Here is a 17,178-nt window from a genome sequence, read left to right as displayed (position 1 = left end):
CTCACCGCCCGATATAGATCGAGCCGAAGGACTGGCCGAACTGGCTGACCAAAGCCGCAATCGAGAAATAGATCAGGAAAAGCCCGCCCATCAGCAGATAAGGGGTGGAGATGAAGTAGACCGGGATCTGCGGCGCCAGCTTGTTGATGAAACCGATCGAGACGTTGAAGATCATGGCGTAGATCAAAAACGGGCTCGACAGGCGCAGCATGATGTAGGTCGTCTGCTCCAGCGTGTCGGTAAAGGAGATCAGCGTCGCGCGCATCTGCATCAGGCCGCCGAAGGGCATGGTCGTGTAAGAATCGATCAGCGCGCGGAAGACGATGTGATGAAAATCCATGATGAAGAGGATCATGATGCCGGCAAAGGTGATAAAGGCGGAAAGGCTGGTCTCCGGCGTATCTTCGACGATGTCGGCGGAGCCCGGCTGGGTATAGCCGACCATCGTGGCAAGGATCGAGGCGGCGAACTGCATGCCGAGCGTGTAGATCCTCGCCAGCATGCCGTACATCACGCCGATCAGCGATTCGCTGAAAATCAGGCCGATATAGGTTCCGGAACCGGTGTGAACGGCCGGATAGACGGTATCCCAGAGCAACGGCACGACGGCGATCGAGAGCGCGACGGCGATGAAGACGCGCAACTGTTCAGGCACACGCGCCGAGGAAAAACCCGGAAGAGAAAGCACACAGCCGCCGATCCGGCAGAAGACCAGAAACAGCGCGAGAACGGTCCCTTGCGGGTCTGTTATCATGAAATAGAGCCCAAAATCTTTATCTCGATGCCCTTGGCCAGTTCGACATGCGACAGGACCGGCAGCGTGGCGAACAGCCGTTCGATGATCATGCGCACATAGGAGCGTGTTTCCGGCGAGGTGACAAGTGCGAATGGCAGGCCGCGATCCATGAACTCACGGATAACTTTGGTGGCCTGCTCGCTGAATTCCTCGAGGCTGCGCGGATCGATGTCGAATTCGATCACCTCGCCCTTGGCGTCGCGCTTCAGCGCCTGGTGGAAAGCAAGATCCCATTTGCTGCCCAACCTCAGCACGCGCAGCACGCCGTTGTCGGCGAGGTCGCCGCAAAGCTGCTGGGCCATGCGGATGCGGACATGCTCGACGATCTGCTCGGTCTTTCTGACATGCGGGGCGAGTTCGGCCACCGCTTCGAGAATGAGGTGCAGGTTGCGGATCGAGACGCGTTCGGCCAACAGCAGCTTGAGCACCGCCTGCAGACCCGAATAGGACATATGCGACGAGCAGATCTCGTCGGCGAGCTTCTTGTATTCGGGGTCGAGGCGATCGATCAGCACCTTGACGTCCTTATAGGACAGAAGCTGCGGCAGGTTGTTGCGGATGACCTCGCTCATATGGGTCAGCACGACGGAGACGTTGTCGATCGGCTGGAAGCCTTCACGCTTCAGATCGTCGGCGAAGTTTTCGAGGATCGAGACGGCCGGCATGCCAAAGGCGGGTTCGCGGATTTCGTCGCCGGGGATGCTCGGCCGGCGGCCGGCGCCGGTCACGACGAGGACTTCGCCGACGCGCAGCAAGTTGGAGGCGACCGTCGTGCCGTGGATGCGGATCTGGTAGGACTTCTCGGCGATGGCGATATCGTCGGTGACCTTGATCTCCGGCACGACGAAACCGTATTGCGTCGCGAACTTCTTGCGCATCTTGCCGACTCGGAAGGCGAGTTCCTGGTGGGCGCCGAGCAGGCGGGTCGAGACCATCTTGCCGAGTGCGAGCTCGATCTCCGAGGTGCGCAGCACCGACTTGACCGAATCCTTTTCCAGCTCCTTGTTCTGGACGACCTTCTTTTCCTCCTGCTCGCGGCGAAGCTTGTTTTCAGCCTCGACCTGACGCGGGATGAACCAGGCGCCGAAGGCGAGAAGACTGCCGAGGATCACGAAAGGGACGAATGGCAGGCCCGGCATCAGCGCCAGGACAAACATCAGCACGGCCGAGACCGAGAGCGCGCGGGGATAACCGCTCAACTGGTTGACGACAGCCTGGTCGGTGGAGCCGGTGGTGCCGCCGCGCGAGACGAGAAGGCCGGCGGCGAGCGAGACGATAAGGGCCGGCATCTGCGAGACGAGGCCGTCGCCGACGGAGAGCTTGACGAAGACGTCGGCTGCCTCGCCGATCGGCATGCCGTGGCGGAAATAGCCGATGATGATGCCGCCGAAGACGTTGATGGCGGTGATGATCAGGCCGGCGACGGCATCGCCGCGCACGAACTTCGAGGCACCGTCCATCGCACCGAAGAAGGAGCTTTCCTCTTCGAGCTCCCTGCGCCGGCGCTGGGCTTCCCTTTCATCGATGATGCCGGCCGAAAGATCGGCGTCGATCGACATCTGCTTGCCGGGGATGGCATCGAGGGTGAAACGCGCGCCAACTTCGGCGATACGCGTGGCGCCCTTGGTGATGACGATGAAGTTGATGGTGATGAGAATCAGGAAGACGATCAGACCGATGACGAAGTCGCCCGACATCACCAGGCTTGCGAAACCGGCGATGACGCCGCCGGCCGCGTCGTGACCTTCATTGCCGTGGGACAGGATGACACGCGTCGTCGCGATGTTCAGCGCCAGCCGGGTCATCGTCGCGATCAGCAGAATGGTCGGGAAGGACGAGAAATCGAGTGGTTTCTGGATCCACAGCGCGACCATCAGGATCAGCACCGAGAAGGCGATCGAAAAGGCCAGACCCATGTCGATCAGGAATGGCGGGATCGGCAGGAAGAGAATGCAGATGATGCCGATGATGCCGAGGGCAAAACCGACATCGCGCAGGCTCGGGGCGACCTTCGGAAGGGGTAATGCAGGTGGTTGCGCCATAACAATTCCGTCTCTTCATGAGAGGAGGCGGACTCGGTCCGCCCAATTCGGATCGAGAGTTAAATGGCGAAGCTTGCGCGAAGGTGGCTCAGAATCCGGACTGGATGCGCGAGAAGACCAGATTGGTGAAAATCGAGACCTGCGAGCCAACGAAAGGTGCGGTGACGCCGACGGTGATCAGCACCGCAACGATCTTCGGCACAAAGGTCAGCGTCGCTTCCTGCACTTGGGTCAGCGCCTGGATCAGGGCGATGATGAGACCCACCACCATTGCGGCGAGGACCGCCGGACCGGAGGCAATCAGGACGGTCCAGATCGCGGCCTGGAACAGATCCAATGCATCAGCTTCATTCATCTGAAGGCAACCTCATATCGCCTTGAAGCAGCCCCGCCGAGGCCGGGCTGCTATGATTGGTGTCACCGGCGCGTCGGCGCCGTGCTATCAGGTATCGCTGCTGCCGCTGGTCGTGGTCGTGGTCGGCGCCTTGTCAGCAACGGTGATTCCCGCCTGCACGAGTATCTTACCGCCATCCGTGGTCGTCGCAATGATGCCGTCGGAATAAACCTTGACGGATTCGATGGTGCCTTTGACGGTGCCGTCGGCGCTTTCCATGTATTTGCCGACGTAGCTGCTGGCCTGGGTGAGGCTCGAGCTTGAGAGAAGCGTATCCAGCTTGGTGTTCGTCTGGATCGTCTGCTCCACCTGCGAGAAGCTCGCCAGCTGCGACATCTGCTCACTGGCGTCGACCGGATCGGTCGGATCCTGGTTCTTCATCTGCGCGATGAGCAGCTGAAGGAAATTGTCGTAGTTCAGCGTCGCTTTCTGCTGGGCGGAATTTGTCGTGCTCGTGGTGCCCGCCGAGGTCACGCTCGATGTTGCATCTACCGCCATGGTGCAATCTCCCTGCGAATCTGCTCGACCATGGTCGGCGGCATTTCGTGGTTGTTGAGGATATTGTCTTCGATCGCGTAGAGGCCGCGGATCGCCTTCAGCGCGTCGAAGGCGCGGCCGGTCGAGACGAGTGCATCGATGCGCTTCAGTTCGGCGAGGATTTCCTCGTTCTTGAAGCAGGTGAGCAGCATGGTGATCGACTTGCGGAACATCGCCGTCGAGTGGTCCTTGCCCTCGGGATTGATGAGGATCATCTGCGCGATGAAATAGAGCTGGCGCAGCGGCGTGGTGGCGCCTTCCGGCTGGAGGACGTGGTTTTCGAGAAGGAAAGTCACATCATTCAGGAATTCCAGCGCGACCTTGCGGTCGACACGCAGGACGGCGCCGTTGATGAAGATTCTTTCTCCGGCTTTCAGAGAAATGCGAAGTGTACTTTTCATTTAAGTCCATCCCTGATGATGGTGGTAACGTCGATGATGCCCTGATAGTTATTCGACAGACGTTTTCGGATCCTGTCGCATTCCTTCAATATCCAGATCGCGATCGAGATGAGGTTGGCCCTGAGCTCGATCTCCAGCTGGTTGTCGGGATGTTTCAGATCCTCGATGAAGCTGATCCACACCCGGCGCGTATAAAACAGGGCTTCGATGGCTTCCCGGCCGTATTTTTCCTTGTCGCGCGCCAACGACAGCAGATCTATGGACCGGTCAAGAACCTGCCATTCCCGCTCTTTCGCGTCGGCCACCGAGTCCTGCATGACTTCGGCATAAGAGAACTGATACATTCATGCATCCTTCTTAATCTTGCGCGCCTTTGCTCATCAAAGGTAGTTTACGAGACTCAACTGCTGGATCTTCGAGACGATCGTGTAAGCCGTTTCAAGCTGCGTTTCCAAAGTCTTGACGAGGGTCGAAGCCTCGTAGGGATCGACGCCCTGGAGATCGACGAGCTTGTTCTTGATGATGTTCGACTGGGCGTCGAGGGCGTCGTTGGACTTCTTGACGCGCTCCTGGGAAAGGCCGAGCTGGCTTGCCTGGGTCACGAGGCCGCTGGTCGCCTTGGTCGTATAGGTGATGGCCTGCTTGGACACCGTGGTCATTGCATCGCTGCTGAGGTTCTGACCGAGCAGAGCCGAGGTCATCACCGAGGCCAGCGCCATGTAACGCATGCCTTCGGAATTGGCGTTGGTCGAGGATTCGATCACTTCGGAATTGCTGATGCGGCTCGTCATGTTCTGGCTCGATGCCTGCGACCAGCCGGTCGTCGCATTGGTCCAGTTTGCCTGGCTGAACATCGGCTCCACCGTCCCCGTGATGAAGGTCTGCATTTCGGCGCCGGTAAGAGCGCTGACGGCCTTCGGGATACCAGCGGCGTAGGCGTTCAGTGCCGTGACGATGGCGGCACTCGTCGCCGTCGTCTTGTCGGTCAGCGGCTGCACATCGGTGTTGATGCCGGAGAACAGATATTCGCCGTTCACCATGGTATTGGCGGTGTCCATCATGGTGGACAGAGCGCTGGTCGCCGACTGGATGGCGACGGTGACGCTGCCGGGATCGTGGCTGCCCTGGAGCGCCGTCAGTTTCGAAACCAGGCCGTCGCCGACGTCCTTCATCTTGGAGAGGCCGAGCTGGGAGGATTCCATGCGGGCGGTGACGAGCGAATTGCTTGCCTTGATCGAGTCGATCCGGTCGGTCTCGCGGGTGAAGTCGACGCTTCTTGCGGCATTGCCGCCGAGGGAGACGCCGATATCCGCATAGACTCCCGTCGTTGCTTCCATCGTTGCCTTGGTCATCTGATTCTGCCCCTGACGGATCGTCAGTCGCATCGCATTCTGAATGGCCGAACTTGAAATAAATGAGCTCTTCATGGCTTAACTCGCAATATCCAGCAGTGACTTCAGCATTTCATCGACGGCATTCAGGATCTTGGTCGCCGCCTTGTAGGACTGCTCTATGTCGAGGAGCAGCGTCAGTTCCTCGTCGAGGTTGACGCCGGTCTCATTGGAATAGGCTTCGTCGGAGCGCGACAGCGCCGCCGAGCTGTTTTCCGCCGCGGTCGTGGCATTGCTGCGGTACTGCTCGAGCCAGCCGAGGGAATTGGTGGCGTATTCCATGATGCTGACGTTGGAATCGATGCCTGTCGTGGCGTCGAAACCGACGGCCGGTCCCGCCGCCGGATCGAAATCGATGTCGGAGCCCAAGGCAGTGTAAAGACGATCGAGGTCGGTCGTATAGCCGCTGAGGTGGGTAGGATTGTTGACCACGCCACCGGCGTTGACGCCGCCATCGCGCAGGCGCATCGGATCGCCACCCTGCGCGGTGATCACGCGGCTGCTGACGGTGATGGTCGAGGCCATGCCGGCAACCGCGGTGGTGCCGGTATCGACCGTGCCGCCGCTCCAGGTGAAGAGACCGGGCACATAGGCCGGGGTGCCCGACGTGCTCTGCTCCTTGAAGAGCGAGACCAGGCCGCGGGCGATTTCGTCGAGCTGCTTCTGGAAGTTGGGAGCGATCTCGTCACGGACCTGCAGGAGCGACTGAAGGCTTCCCTGTGCCGTCGTCGTCGACCCGCTGCCGCGTGGCAGCGCCACACCGTCGATATAGACGGAATTGCCGGTGACCGTCGCGTTGTAAACATCCTGAGACTTGAACGTCACCTTGCGCGGAACGGTCTCGAAAAGGATCGTTCCGTCGGAGGTGCTCAGCACCATGTCGTTGTTGTCACGCGTCGTCGCGTTGACGCCGACGATCTGCGAAATCTGCTTCAGAGCCTTCTCGCGTTCGTCGAGAGCGCCTGAGGCATCCGCACCCGAGGACGTGGCGGTCTTTACCGCGTTGTTGGCCTTCTCGAACTGGCTGAGCAGCGTGTTCAGCGTATCGACATCAGTGGCGATCTGCTTATCGGCGGTGGCGCGGACATCCTGAACGGACTGCGAGGCATTGTTCAGCGAATTGGCGACGTCCTGGGCGGCGGTGATGGCGCCCTGGGCGGCGACGGTACTGCCCGGCGTCGTGCGGAAGGCCTGAAGCTTCTGCTGAAAAACACTGAGATAGGTGGATGGCGACGTTTCGTAGTCGTTGCCACCCATAATCGACTTGAGATCTTCGAGACCGCCCAGCAATGCCTGTTGGGCGCTGTCTTGCGAGGAGGTCTTCAGGTACTGGCGCAGCAGGGCATCTTCCTGTGCCCGGTCGATCTTGACGACCTGCGCGCCGTTCAAGGACGTGGTGAGCATCGCCTGCCGGCGCACGTAATCTTTATTGCCCGCATTGGAGATATTGTTCGATACGACACTGCTCTGCGTGCCGGTATTGTTGAATATTCCCTGCGCGGTATTAAGTGCGGATGTGAGCGACATAGCTTACCCGTTACCCTGCTTATCTCTTGAGGTTGACGAGGACGTCCATGATGTCGGACCCCGTCTGGAAGACCTTGGAATTGGCGGTATAGCTGCGCTGTGATTCGATCATCTCGGTCAGCTCGCCGGCGAGATCGACGTTCGAACCTTCGAGTGCGCCCGATTTGATCGTGCCGAGGCCGTTGGTCTGCGGGAAGCCGGTGACCGTGACGCCCGACTGGCCGTTGGCGCTATAAACGTTGCCGCTCATCAGCGTCAGCTTGTCGGGGCTTGCGACGTTGGCGAGCGGAATGCGATAGAGCGGCTTCGTGCTGCCGTCTTCGTATTTAGCGTAGACGATGCCATCGCCATCGATGGTGACATCCTTGACCGGGCTCGCTGCCTGGCCGTTCGGCGTACCGGTGCCGGCAAAGGCGGCGCCAAGCTGCGTGAAGCCGGAAAGATCCATGCTGATCGACAGCGCGTTCCTTGTATCGGCGATCGTGAGGGCGCCGCCCGTCAGCATCTTGCCGTTGCGGTCGAATGTAAGGTTTCCGGAGGAGACAACGGCACCGGCGCCACCGGTGTAGGGGAAGGAAGTCGTGCCGCCCGTTGCCGCATCGGCGTTGCGGAACACCGCAACCTCCCAGGTGCTGGCAGTAACACCGCCGGCGGCCGGCACCGGCGTTACGACCGAGCTCTTCGTGAAGTAGAAGTCATACATCACCTTGTTGCCGAGATGGTCGTAGGCGACCATCGAGAACTTCTTGGTATCGGCCGTTGTGGTGGCGGCGTTCGCGCTCGGCGCCGTCGCGGGCGCGACCGGAGCGATATTGGCGCCGGAATCGAGGTTGCCCTTGAAGACACCCGATGTCGAGGCGATGGCGGTCAGCCCTTCCTGATTGACGTTGATAGGCACGAGGCCGTCGAAGCCGTTAACGACGACGGCGGGAGCGCCGGAGTCGTAGGAATAGCCCATAAGGCCAAAGCCGGCGGCGTTGACGAGGTTGCCTTCGTCGTCCTTGGTGAAGTCGCCGGCACGGGTCAGCACCGGCGTGCCGTCAGGACCCTGAACGATGAAGAAGCCGTCGCCCGAGATCGCGAGGTCGGTGGTCGAGGTGGTGTAGGAGATGTCGCCCTGATCGGAGACGGCCTGGCGGACGGAGGTCTGAACGCCGCCGGAATTGTAGTTGCCGCCCGAGGAAGGCAGGACCAGCGACGAGAAGCTCGTCGACACAGCCTTGTAGCCGGTCGTGTTGACGTTGGCGATGTTGTCGGAGACCGTGCTGAGGCGGTTCGCCTGCGCGTTCATCCCCGATACCGCCGTCTTCATGCTGCCGAAAATGCTCATCTGAAAACCTCGTTTTACCTGTTAAACTCGAGAGTATTTGTCGGGCCTTGCGTGAAGCTGTCTGTCATGGCGCGCTGCAAGGCCAATATCGAGGTTCAGCCGGGCGCCGCGGCCCGGCCGGAAAAATCAGGCCCAATCGATGCAGTAGCCGAGGAAGCGCTTGGAATCGACCGGATCGACGCCGAGCTTTTTGCGCAGCTTCTTGCGCAGCTTCGAGATATGGCTTTCGACGACGTTCTCCTCGACCTCTTCGTCGAAGATGCCGTAGATGGCGTTGAAGATCTGGGTCTTGGTGACCCGGCGACCGCGATTGGCGATCAGATATTCGAGGATGCGGCGCTCGCGCCGGGGAAGCGCGAAGACTTCGCCGTTGATCTCGGGGTCGCGACCATCCGAGAAAACGCGGATGCCGCCGATCTCGGTGTAGTTGGCGATCGCCTTCAGCCGGCGCCGGATCGCGGCCGCCCTTGCGAGGATTTCGCGCGGATGCACTGGCTTGCGCACCACGTCGTCGACGCCGCAATCGAACAGTGCAAGGGTGTTTTCGAGCGAGGGCTGGTCGCTGACCGCAATCACCGGCGCCATCGACCGATCCCGAATCGCCCGGGGGAGTTCGAGGCTGCGCTGGCCCTGACCGATCAGGAAGGCCTCGACTGCCGCAATATCGGAATCGGCAGCGGTCTGCACCCACTCACCGAATTCCGTCGGATCAAAGCCGGTGGAGGGAATGCCCTCACGGCCAAACAGAGATGTGTATCCATCTTTCACGAGCTCACGCTCATCAACCACGACGATCATTCGTCCGCCTCCGAATCAGTGTGGCACTTCGATGATCTATGGGTACGAATCGCACGAATCGGCGACAACTCGTTAAAGTTAATGGCAGAAACTAATAATTGATTAAGATCTGGGTAGCGATTTGATCTATATCTAGTGGGTACGGTGATTTATGCACACCAAAATTTCGTGGAAAAGTTAACAGTCCCTTAATTATGACTTGCACGAGGGATTCACGCCGGATTCTTGCCATATTGTGACACAGTTTCGTCACAATAGGCCTTCTCCATCTTTGGTTGAATTAATTTCGGCAAAAGTTACTCGCATTAGGAGTCCATTTGCCGTAACCGGTGGCGACCAGATTGGCGATGACGCGGCAGACATATTGCTTCTGCGCGGGATCATTGTTTGGGCCGGCATGGTATCTGGCTACCGCCATTGTCCATGTCTCGTGACGGTCATGCAGGTTGCGGAGGAATTTTGCCGCATACTCGACGTTGCGATGGGGGTCGAACATATCCTCGGCCGAGCCGAAATTTTCGCCATGATAATAGTGGTTGATCTGCATGCAGCCGATGTCGATGAGCTTGGCGCCGCTGCTGCGGGCAACATCGAACTGCCTCATGGCGTCCTGCTCCGAGGGCGGAAAGATCGCCTTGCCTTCGACGTTCATGGCATAGGGATAGAGCGAGCCCTTGCGGCCGGTTTCCGTCAGGCCGACCGAATAGAGGATGCCTTCCGGGATGCCGTATTTGGCAGCGGCCGACTGGATTTCGCGTTCGCAGGCACCGGTGGAGGCTTTCGCCTCAGAGGTAAACGCCGCCAGTGCCGCCGCTGCGGCCAGCAGAAACGTCTTCAATACCGGTCTCGCCTGCGCCATTGAAGCCTCCATCCGCCCGCTGTGCCGTCTGATTATGGCGCTCGCGCGCCTCGCCGCCCTGCCCCTGCTGGGGCAGCGACTGCTGCTGGGAGGCCTGGCTTTGGCTGCCTGCCTGGTTGCCGGCGTCGCTGCGCTCGACCGGCGCCATGCTGATGGTGACATTGTCGACGGCGTAGCCCTGGCTGCGCAGAGCTTCGAGAATCTTGCCGTGATCTTCCTTCATCTGACGATAAGCCGCGCCGGTTTCGACCTTGAGGTCGACGTTCAGGGCGTCGCCGGACAGGCGCATGGTCGCCGTCACCATGCCGAGATGGAGCGGGTTCATCTGGATCTTCAGCGTATTGACCACCTTGCCGGTGCTCGTCCATTCCGCCGCGTTGGAGAGAGCCGAGCTCGGCTCCATGGCGCGCGCCCATTCGGAATCGCCCGAGAGCGCGGCAGTGACGGCGGCCGAATTCGAATTCTGCGCCAGGCCGATATAACGGCGTGATTCGAGCACCGAGATGTTTTCGACATTGGCCTTCTTCCCGCCGTCCTTAGCCCCGGCCTCTTCGGTGCCGAGATGAACATCCATCGACACGCCACGGCCATCGGCGCGGCTGAGCCTGAATGTCCTGCCCTCAGTGGCTTCGGCATTCTCCGATCCGGGAACCTTGACGTCGTCGGTCTTGCCACTCTCGACGCCGGTGACGGCCGCCAGGGCGTCGGATGCATGTCCGGCTGCCTTGGCTTCGATGCCCTCGATCTTCTTGTCGGCCGGCTTGACCTCATCGGCTTTGGCGGACGGATGGATGCCTGCTGCCGCTGACAAAGCGACCGCGCCGTCGGCGGGATCCTGCTTCAGCAGGCCGAGGACATCGGAAATGGCCCCGTCCTCATCGCCGCTGTCCTTGTCCGTATCGGTTTCCAACGCCTCGGCCTTGGCGTGCTTGCCGCCTTTGGCTGCCTGAACGACCTCCTCGGCCGAGCGGTCTTTCGCATCGAGCTTCAAGGCAAGATCCGCCGGCATTTTGACAGGCTTTGCCGCGGCTTTTTCTGTATTGGCGATGGTTTCCGGCTGCGCTTCAGCCTGCGCCTTCAACGCGGCGTCGCTGAGATCGATCAACGGCTTGGTGCGGCTGCGGATCGTCCGCGCCATGGTCTCGGCGCCGGCATTGGCAACCGCGCCCTGATCCGGCTGCGCATCGTCGGCGTCGTCATTGGCAGTACCGCCGCTTGCCTTGGCAAGCGCATCGGAGAAGCCGTTCTTTTGGCCGGCAGCATCGTCTTTACCAATCGGCCGCGCAGATTTCGCAGCCGCCGCGGCATCCGCACCGGCGGCGCCGCCCAAGACGCTCATATCCATCATTGTTCGTTGCCTTCCTGCGCCAGAAGACCGTCGATCTCGTCGAGCTTGGACCGATTGGTCGTCACAAATGCGTTGAATGAGGGGTCGGTACCCTGGCTCTGGCCAGTCGATGCCACACCTCCCGGAACAGGCTCGGGAAGCGCTCCCGGTTGCGGATCTGTCGCCGCAGCCTTTTCAGAAGTGATTTCTTGATCAGAAGTGTTAGGGTTCGAGGCTTGCGTCAGGCTTGCCGGGTCGGGAGCGCGCAGGATCTGCTCGGCGACCGATCGCGCCGCCTCCTGCAGCGCCTGATCCCGCGGTGAAAGCGTGTCGCCGGCGATGCCGCTGACATTCTTCGCCGCCCGGTCGACATCCTCCGTTGTAAGGCCGGCCATGCCGCCATAGAAATCCGCCAGCGGGCCGAAGGCATTGTCGGTGCCGGCGCCGAGCGACTGCACACGCTCGACCGCCATATGCGTCAGTTCCGACTTACCCGCAATCGCGGCAGCACGGGCGATGCGCAGATAGACCTCGCGCTGGCGCGGCGCGTCCATGAAGGACAGGATGTCGACGACATCCTGCGGCTTCACGGCGTGATCATGGCCGACGACGAGCGTCACGAAAAGATCGGCGAACTGGCTGGCATAGGGCGAATGCAGGAAACGCCTGACATAACGCTGCGAATAGGCCATGCCCTTGTCGAGCATGCCCTTGTCGACGCAGATGGCGACGGAGCGGCGTAACGCTGCCTCCTCGACGATCGTGCCGGGTGCTGCAAGGCGCGCCTGGTCGTAGAGATCCAGCGCGTCCGTCGGTTTCGTCGCGATCAGCACGTTGCCGCCGATCAAGGCAAGGTAAGGGCCGATCTTCTTGTCGCGGTATTCCCTGGCCGTCTCTTCCAGCGTCTTGGCGACGAGCAGTCCCTTGCCGCTCAGATATTTTCTGAGCACATCGGTGACACGATTGTCGAAATAGCCGTTGACGTCGTGGGCGATCAGATATTCGAGCGTCTGCGGATTGCCGCCGCTCATCGCGTAGATCAGCGCGGCATCGACATTGCGGTCGTCATCGAAGACCGACGTGTCGACGGTGCGCAGCCGCTCGTCGATCGTGCCCAGCATGAAGCGCTGCATCTCACCGGCCGAATGATCGCCGGAGACGACGGAATCCTGCACGAACTGCAGCGACCGCAGCATCTTGTACGGCGCGAGATCGTCCGGATCCTGCGCCTTGCCTACGGCTGGCGACAGTATCGCCAGGCCGAGGGCCACAAATCCGACATAACGATGCTGCCGACGCGCCATCCTGTTATCCTCGATCCGCCTGCACCAGAATCTCGATCCGGCGGTTGGTCGCGTTGAACGGGTCGGCCGGCAGCTTCAGCCGACGGTCGGCAAAGCCCGAGACCTGGGAGATGCGCTTCTCGTCGAGCCCGCCGCGCACGAGCATGTAGTAGGCGCTCTGGGCGCGATCCATCGAAAGCCGCCAGTTCTCGTTCTGCGTGCCCTTATACTGGCGCCCGTCCGTGTGGCCGCGGATCGCGACCGCGCCACCCCGCTCCTTCAGAATGGCGCCGATCTTTTCCATGGCGAGCACCATTTCCTGGCGCGGAACCGCGGAACCGATATTGAACATCGAATCGTCGCTCTGGTCGGAGATGCTGACCAGCAATCCGCCTTCGGATGCCGTCACGGTCAAGCCTTCGGCAAGCTTGCCGGCAACGCCGCCGATCTGCTGGGCGATCTGCTGCTGCAACTGATCGGCTTGCTTCTGCTGCTGCTCGGTCTCGTCGGCGTTCTTGTCCGCATCCTTCTGATGATCGGCGTCCTTCTGCGCTTCGGCGTTCTTGTCGCCAACCTTCTTGTCATCCGCCCTCTTGTCGCCGGACTTCTTGTCATCAGGCGCCTTGCCGTCCTTGGCCTCGGCGGCGCCCTTGGTTTCCTTGGCTTCCGGGGCGACCGCCTTCTGGTCCGTGGTCAGCGGTATCGGCTTCATATCCTCGACCTTGGCGACCTCGGTTGCCCCGCTCTCGGCCGCCTGCTCGTCGCTCTTGCCGGGAGGCGCCGACTTGCCGGCTGTCGTGACCTCGACCTGTTTCGTCCAGAAATCCGGATCGAAGGGATCGCGATAGGCCTCGCCGCCATCGGCACCGGTGGCCGGGCCGGAATCGGCAGCTCCCCCGTCGCCCTTGGCGCTGACATTCGCCTGCTGGCCGACTTCCTGGGCGATCTCTGCCAGAACCGAATATGGATTTTCGAAGAAGTCGGCCTCGGAATAGTTGGTCTGGTCGCCCGATGTCGATGTCTGGTCGTCACCATCCGCCGAAGCCTTGCCGTCGTTCGGATTTTCTTCCTTCTGTTTCGACTTTTCCTGCTTCTCCTCGCCCTCGGCGTTGTCGACGGGCTTCTTCAGACCCTTTTCGGTCGGCTTTTCGTCGGAGAGCTTGATCGGATTGAAATAGGTCGCGACCGAGGCCTTGGTCTCCTCGTTGGCGGCATTGACCAGCCACATGACCAGGAAGAACGCCATCATCGCCGTCATGAAGTCGGCATAGGCAATTTTCCACGCACCGCCATGGGAGCCATCGTGATCACCGCCGCCATGTCTTTTGACGATGATGATCTCGTTCTTGCCGTGGTGGTGGTTTTCGCCTTCGCTCATTCGAGAACTTTCTTCAAGCTGGCTGCCCAGGCGGACATGCGGGTGACGATGACGGATTCGCCGATTTCAACGGCAAGATCGATATCGTCAGTCTCAATGTGTCGAACCGCCCCGGCATGTTCGCCGAGTTCGGCCGTCAATAATTCGAAAAGCCGGGGCGGCCCGCGGACGACGATCGGTCCGGCAGCCCCCTCGAGGATCGCGTCGCGCAGCAGCACGGCGAGGCTCTCGGTGGCCCTGGCAGCAAGCGCTTCGGCCATCACGGGCGCGATTGCTGCGGCGGCGCCGGCACTGACCAGCTGCGCGACCTCTTCGGCGATATCGCGGATGCGGGAGGCAATGACCGCCGCCGCCTCGACTTCGTAGCGAAGCTTCAGCTCCTCGAGCTCACGCGCATGGACCTCGGCCAGTGTCTGCGCCTCGGCTTCGTATTTCTCGGTCAGATCAGCCGTCGCTGCGGCATGACCTTGTGCATAGGCATCCCGGCGCTCCTGCTCGACGTCGATTGCCGGTTCGCTCGGCATTTCGGAAAAACCGTCGCCGCCGAAATCGTCCATCTCGATGATCGGCGCTGACGGTTCCGGTTCACCGAAATCCTTCAAATACCGGGAAAGCGTAATGCTCATAAAAAACCATCCAGTATTCGGGAGGCATGCAGCATAGCCACCCCCGCTCAAAACGACCTAGCGCGCCGGCATGCCGCTTCGAAACGGGCAAGGGCTTCGCCTTGCGCCGGCACGAATTCGGACGATGCCTTCATGCCGGAAACTAGGAAGTCAAACTTGCGCGAGGATGAATGGCGCCGCCATCCGCGATCGCGCCCACCTTTATTCCAGCAGGATCAGAATCTTGCTCGACGCCGTATTGAGGATCGAAATCGCCTCGACGGCCATCTGCTTCTGGGTTTCGATCGCCTTCTGCCGGATCGAGGCCTCGTCCATGTCGGTATCGACAAGCGCACCGACGCTCTTGTCGATCGAATCGGAGAGATCGGCCGTATAGTCTATCTGATCGTCGATGCGCGTCTTCATCACGCCAATGGATGCGGCTGTCGTCGTCAGCGTGGCGAGCAGCGAGTCGGTCACATCAAGCATGTCGGTAAGTTGCGCATCCGTCGTGGTATTGCTGATCGCAATTTCCGTCCCGGTCGCCGGCGTGGTCGAGTTGGCGTTGAGTAGGTAGTAGTTGCGCGCCGTCGCGCCGCTGTTGTTGATCGCATTGGCATCGACCGCCTTGGTCAACAGGCCGCCGCTCGCATTGTTCTTGTCGACGAGGATGGTCTGCGACGACGGGAAATCGATGGTCCGGGCCTGATATTCGCCGGTCGGGGCGCGCACGAAGCTTGAGATCACAGACCATGTCGGAGGCGCGGTGGTATTGCCGTTCAGCAGCCAGTTCTCACCCGCAAACGATGTCGATTCGACGATCGTCTGCAGCTGTTCTTTATATTCGCCGATCTCGGCGTTGATCTTGTCCTTGTCTGTGCCCGGCTCTCTCGCCGCGACCAGCTTGGCGCGAATCTGGCCCATAAGATCGATGGCCGAGTTCATCGCCGTATAGGTCGCGTCCACCTTGGCAGCTCCGAGACCGAGCGCATCCCCGATCGTCCCGAGATTGGTGCTGTCCGAGCGCATGACGGTCGCGACCGACCAGTAGGACGCATCGTCGGCGGCCGTCTCGATACGGTATCCCGAGGACACTTGCTGCTGGGTCTGGCTGGCTTCTTTGTTGATGCTGCGCAGCACCGCAAGCGCATTCACCGCGGCCGCGCTGGTAATCTTAACGGTCATCGACAGGGTCTCGGAATAAGGTCAAGGGGCAGGCCGGAATACCGGCGGCGACTGAAGTGGCGTCATGCCTCCGGCAGAGTTTCCACCGGCGTGTCGCAAAAGCAAATCAACTGAAAGCGAAGGTAACTCGATATCAACCTATTGGGCAAGAGCGCGGCACGGAACGCGCCGCCTCGATCGCAATGCAAGTCAAGCCTTTGATATAAAAGAAAGAACCGCGCCGTTTCGGACGCGGTTCGGAGGCTTTTTGTTTGTTGCCGGACGAAGGCGCAAGATTCGGTCCAGCTTCAGCGCCTGGTTTAGCTGCGGAACAGCGTCAGGATGTTCTGCGCGCTGGAGTTGGCGATCGACAGCGACTGGATCGCCAGCTGTTGCTGCGTTTGCAACGCCGTCAGCTTACTCGATTCTTCCTCCATGTCGGCATCGACGAGGCGGCCGACACCCGAGTCGATCGAGTCGCTGAGCGCGCCGACGAAATTTTCCTGCAGGTCGATGCGCGTAGAAATCGAGCCGAGCTGCGATGCTGCCTTGGTCATTGCTTCCAGGCCGGCCTCGATCGACGTCAAGGCCATGGAGATCTCAACCGAGCCGAAGGTGCTGATGTCCATCGAATAGATCGAGCCGATCGTGCCGTATGATGTGCCGATAATGCCGGCGGCCGTGTCGATCGTGCCAGTCGAGGTCATGCCGAAGAGAACGTTGCCCGCGGAGCTTGTGTCCAGGATGTAGTCCGTCGTCTTGACCGAGACATTGCCGTTGCCATCACGAACGAAGGTGGAAACCACGCTCTTGGTGCCGTCGGCGCCGGCAACCCAGTTTTCACCGGAGAAGGAAGCCGATTGCGCGATGCTGAGCAGCTGCTGCTGCAGCTGGCCGATTTCTTCCTGGACCTTGGTCTTGTCGACGCCCTTTTCGGTCGCGGCAACGATCTTCGCCTTAATTTCGCTGATGATGTCGATGGCGCTGTCCATGGCGGAGTAGGCGGTATCGACTTTAGCAGCGCCGAGACCGAGAGCGTCGGAGACGGCGGAGAGTGCCTTGTTATCAGAACGCATGGTCGTTGCGATCGACCAGTAGGCGGCGTTGTCGGCTGCCTTTTCGACGCGGTAGCCCGATGATACGCGGTTCTGCGTAGCTTCGAGGCCGTCATTAATTCCGCGGAGTGTCTGAAGAGCGGCCATCGCCGCAACGTTGGTCAAAATGCTGGTCATGAAATGATTGCCCCTTGTCGGCAGTTGATAAAAAGGGACATTCCGGAAAGCTACCGGGAACGGGGACCAGCCTCATGCCTGTTAACCGGTTCTTAAATTTGGTTAACCCGCCGT

At 60.5% G+C, this 17,178-nt stretch carries 17 protein-coding genes; all 17 read right to left on the bottom strand.

Going from position 1 to position 17,178, the window contains the following annotated elements; translation table 11 throughout:
- Position 1 precedes the first annotated feature (1 nt).
- Positions 2-754, bottom strand: coding sequence for a flagellar biosynthetic protein FliR (locus AMK05_RS03645; protein WP_064836602.1), 753 nt, complete (start codon positions 752-754; stop codon positions 2-4).
- Complete coding sequence (gene flhA, locus AMK05_RS03640) at positions 751-2,838, bottom strand: flagellar biosynthesis protein FlhA (protein ID WP_064836600.1); 2,088 nt, start codon at positions 2,836-2,838, stop codon at positions 751-753. Before flhA ends, AMK05_RS03645 begins: the two co-directional genes overlap by 4 nt.
- Before the next feature lie 88 nt (positions 2,839-2,926).
- Positions 2,927-3,193: a flagellar biosynthesis protein FliQ gene (gene fliQ / locus AMK05_RS03635; protein ID WP_064836598.1), complete on the bottom strand. Its 267-nt coding sequence runs from the start codon at positions 3,191-3,193 to the stop codon at positions 2,927-2,929.
- An 87-nt stretch (positions 3,194-3,280) separates the two neighbouring features.
- Positions 3,281-3,730 carry a flagellar hook assembly protein FlgD gene (gene flgD, locus AMK05_RS03630; protein WP_064836596.1) on the bottom strand — a complete coding sequence of 150 codons (450 nt, stop codon included), beginning with the start codon at positions 3,728-3,730 and terminating at the stop codon, positions 3,281-3,283.
- Positions 3,721-4,170: a flagellar biosynthesis repressor FlbT gene (gene flbT / locus AMK05_RS03625; RefSeq protein WP_003570292.1), complete on the bottom strand. Its 450-nt coding sequence runs from the start codon at positions 4,168-4,170 to the stop codon at positions 3,721-3,723. Before flbT ends, flgD begins: the two co-directional genes overlap by 10 nt.
- Positions 4,167-4,514 carry a flagellar biosynthesis regulator FlaF gene (flaF, locus tag AMK05_RS03620; protein ID WP_003570294.1) on the bottom strand — a complete coding sequence of 116 codons (348 nt, stop codon included), beginning with the start codon at positions 4,512-4,514 and terminating at the stop codon, positions 4,167-4,169. The genes flbT and flaF overlap by 4 nt, the downstream gene beginning before the upstream one ends.
- Positions 4,515-4,550: 36 nt before the next feature.
- On the bottom strand, positions 4,551-5,597 hold the full coding sequence (locus AMK05_RS03615; RefSeq protein ID WP_064836594.1) for a flagellar hook-associated family protein: 1,047 nt from the start codon (positions 5,595-5,597) through the stop codon (positions 4,551-4,553).
- 3 nt (positions 5,598-5,600) lie between these two features.
- On the bottom strand, positions 5,601-7,088 hold the full coding sequence (gene flgK / locus AMK05_RS03610) for a flagellar hook-associated protein FlgK (RefSeq protein WP_064836592.1): 1,488 nt from the start codon (positions 7,086-7,088) through the stop codon (positions 5,601-5,603).
- 19 nt (positions 7,089-7,107) lie between these two features.
- Positions 7,108-8,418, bottom strand: coding sequence for a flagellar hook protein FlgE (locus tag AMK05_RS03605; protein WP_064836590.1), 1,311 nt, complete (start codon positions 8,416-8,418; stop codon positions 7,108-7,110).
- Positions 8,419-8,544: 126 nt separating this feature from the next.
- Positions 8,545-9,216: a transcriptional activator Rem gene (gene rem / locus AMK05_RS03600; RefSeq protein WP_049733072.1), complete on the bottom strand. Its 672-nt coding sequence runs from the start codon at positions 9,214-9,216 to the stop codon at positions 8,545-8,547.
- A 280-nt stretch (positions 9,217-9,496) separates the two neighbouring features.
- A complete protein-coding gene (locus AMK05_RS03595) occupies positions 9,497-10,054 on the bottom strand; it encodes a lytic transglycosylase domain-containing protein (RefSeq protein WP_003584276.1) in 558 nt (185 codons plus the stop codon).
- The gene (locus tag AMK05_RS03590; protein WP_064836588.1) at positions 10,002-11,423 is read right to left on the bottom strand and encodes a flagellar hook-length control protein FliK; all 1,422 of its coding nucleotides are present in this window, start codon (positions 11,421-11,423) and stop codon (positions 10,002-10,004) included. The genes AMK05_RS03595 and AMK05_RS03590 overlap by 53 nt, the downstream gene beginning before the upstream one ends.
- Positions 11,420-12,706: a chemotaxis protein MotC gene (gene motC, locus AMK05_RS03585; RefSeq protein ID WP_064836586.1), complete on the bottom strand. Its 1,287-nt coding sequence runs from the start codon at positions 12,704-12,706 to the stop codon at positions 11,420-11,422. The genes AMK05_RS03590 and motC overlap by 4 nt, the downstream gene beginning before the upstream one ends.
- A gap of 4 nt (positions 12,707-12,710) precedes the next feature.
- Positions 12,711-14,063 (bottom strand): MotB family protein, encoded by a 1,353-nt coding sequence (locus AMK05_RS03580; RefSeq protein ID WP_064836584.1) that lies wholly within the window; start codon positions 14,061-14,063, stop codon positions 12,711-12,713.
- Positions 14,060-14,689 carry a hypothetical protein gene (locus AMK05_RS03575; protein WP_064836582.1) on the bottom strand — a complete coding sequence of 210 codons (630 nt, stop codon included), beginning with the start codon at positions 14,687-14,689 and terminating at the stop codon, positions 14,060-14,062. Before AMK05_RS03575 ends, AMK05_RS03580 begins: the two co-directional genes overlap by 4 nt.
- Before the next feature lie 201 nt (positions 14,690-14,890).
- Entirely contained in the window at positions 14,891-15,853 is a 963-nt protein-coding gene (locus AMK05_RS03570; protein ID WP_064836580.1) for a flagellin N-terminal helical domain-containing protein, read from the bottom strand.
- Between the two features lie 299 nt (positions 15,854-16,152).
- Positions 16,153-17,064 (bottom strand): flagellin N-terminal helical domain-containing protein, encoded by a 912-nt coding sequence (locus tag AMK05_RS03565; protein ID WP_064836578.1) that lies wholly within the window; start codon positions 17,062-17,064, stop codon positions 16,153-16,155.
- Between the last annotated feature and the right edge of the window lie 114 nt (positions 17,065-17,178).

This window comes from Rhizobium sp. N324 (assembly GCF_001664485.1).
GTDB lineage: Bacteria > Pseudomonadota > Alphaproteobacteria > Rhizobiales > Rhizobiaceae > Rhizobium.
This window is presented reverse-complemented; position numbering and strand designations above follow the sequence as displayed.

Excerpts from the sequence above, each read along its gene's own strand:
- motC (WP_064836586.1), bottom strand. The coding sequence starts at position 12,706 with ATGGCGCGTCGGCAGCATCGTTATGTCGGATTTGTGGCCCTCGGCCTG.
- AMK05_RS03645 (WP_064836602.1), bottom strand. The coding sequence starts at position 754 with ATGATAACAGACCCGCAAGGGACCGTTCTCGCGCTGTTTCTGGTCTTC.
- flbT (WP_003570292.1), bottom strand. The coding sequence starts at position 4,170 with ATGAAAAGTACACTTCGCATTTCTCTGAAAGCCGGAGAAAGAATCTTC.
- AMK05_RS03580 (WP_064836584.1), bottom strand. The coding sequence starts at position 14,063 with ATGAGCGAAGGCGAAAACCACCACCACGGCAAGAACGAGATCATCATC.
- flhA (WP_064836600.1), bottom strand. The coding sequence starts at position 2,838 with ATGGCGCAACCACCTGCATTACCCCTTCCGAAGGTCGCCCCGAGCCTG.
- flgD (WP_064836596.1), bottom strand. The coding sequence starts at position 3,730 with ATGGCGGTAGATGCAACATCGAGCGTGACCTCGGCGGGCACCACGAGC.
- flgK (WP_064836592.1), bottom strand. The coding sequence starts at position 7,088 with ATGTCGCTCACATCCGCACTTAATACCGCGCAGGGAATATTCAACAAT.
- flaF (WP_003570294.1), bottom strand. The coding sequence starts at position 4,514 with ATGTATCAGTTCTCTTATGCCGAAGTCATGCAGGACTCGGTGGCCGAC.
- AMK05_RS03575 (WP_064836582.1), bottom strand. The coding sequence starts at position 14,689 with ATGAGCATTACGCTTTCCCGGTATTTGAAGGATTTCGGTGAACCGGAA.
- AMK05_RS03565 (WP_064836578.1), bottom strand. The coding sequence starts at position 17,064 with ATGACCAGCATTTTGACCAACGTTGCGGCGATGGCCGCTCTTCAGACA.
- fliQ (WP_064836598.1), bottom strand. The coding sequence starts at position 3,193 with ATGAATGAAGCTGATGCATTGGATCTGTTCCAGGCCGCGATCTGGACC.
- AMK05_RS03615 (WP_064836594.1), bottom strand. The coding sequence starts at position 5,597 with ATGAAGAGCTCATTTATTTCAAGTTCGGCCATTCAGAATGCGATGCGA.
- rem (WP_049733072.1), bottom strand. The coding sequence starts at position 9,216 with ATGATCGTCGTGGTTGATGAGCGTGAGCTCGTGAAAGATGGATACACA.
- AMK05_RS03590 (WP_064836588.1), bottom strand. The coding sequence starts at position 11,423 with ATGATGGATATGAGCGTCTTGGGCGGCGCCGCCGGTGCGGATGCCGCG.
- AMK05_RS03570 (WP_064836580.1), bottom strand. The coding sequence starts at position 15,853 with ATGACCGTTAAGATTACCAGCGCGGCCGCGGTGAATGCGCTTGCGGTG.
- AMK05_RS03605 (WP_064836590.1), bottom strand. The coding sequence starts at position 8,418 with ATGAGCATTTTCGGCAGCATGAAGACGGCGGTATCGGGGATGAACGCG.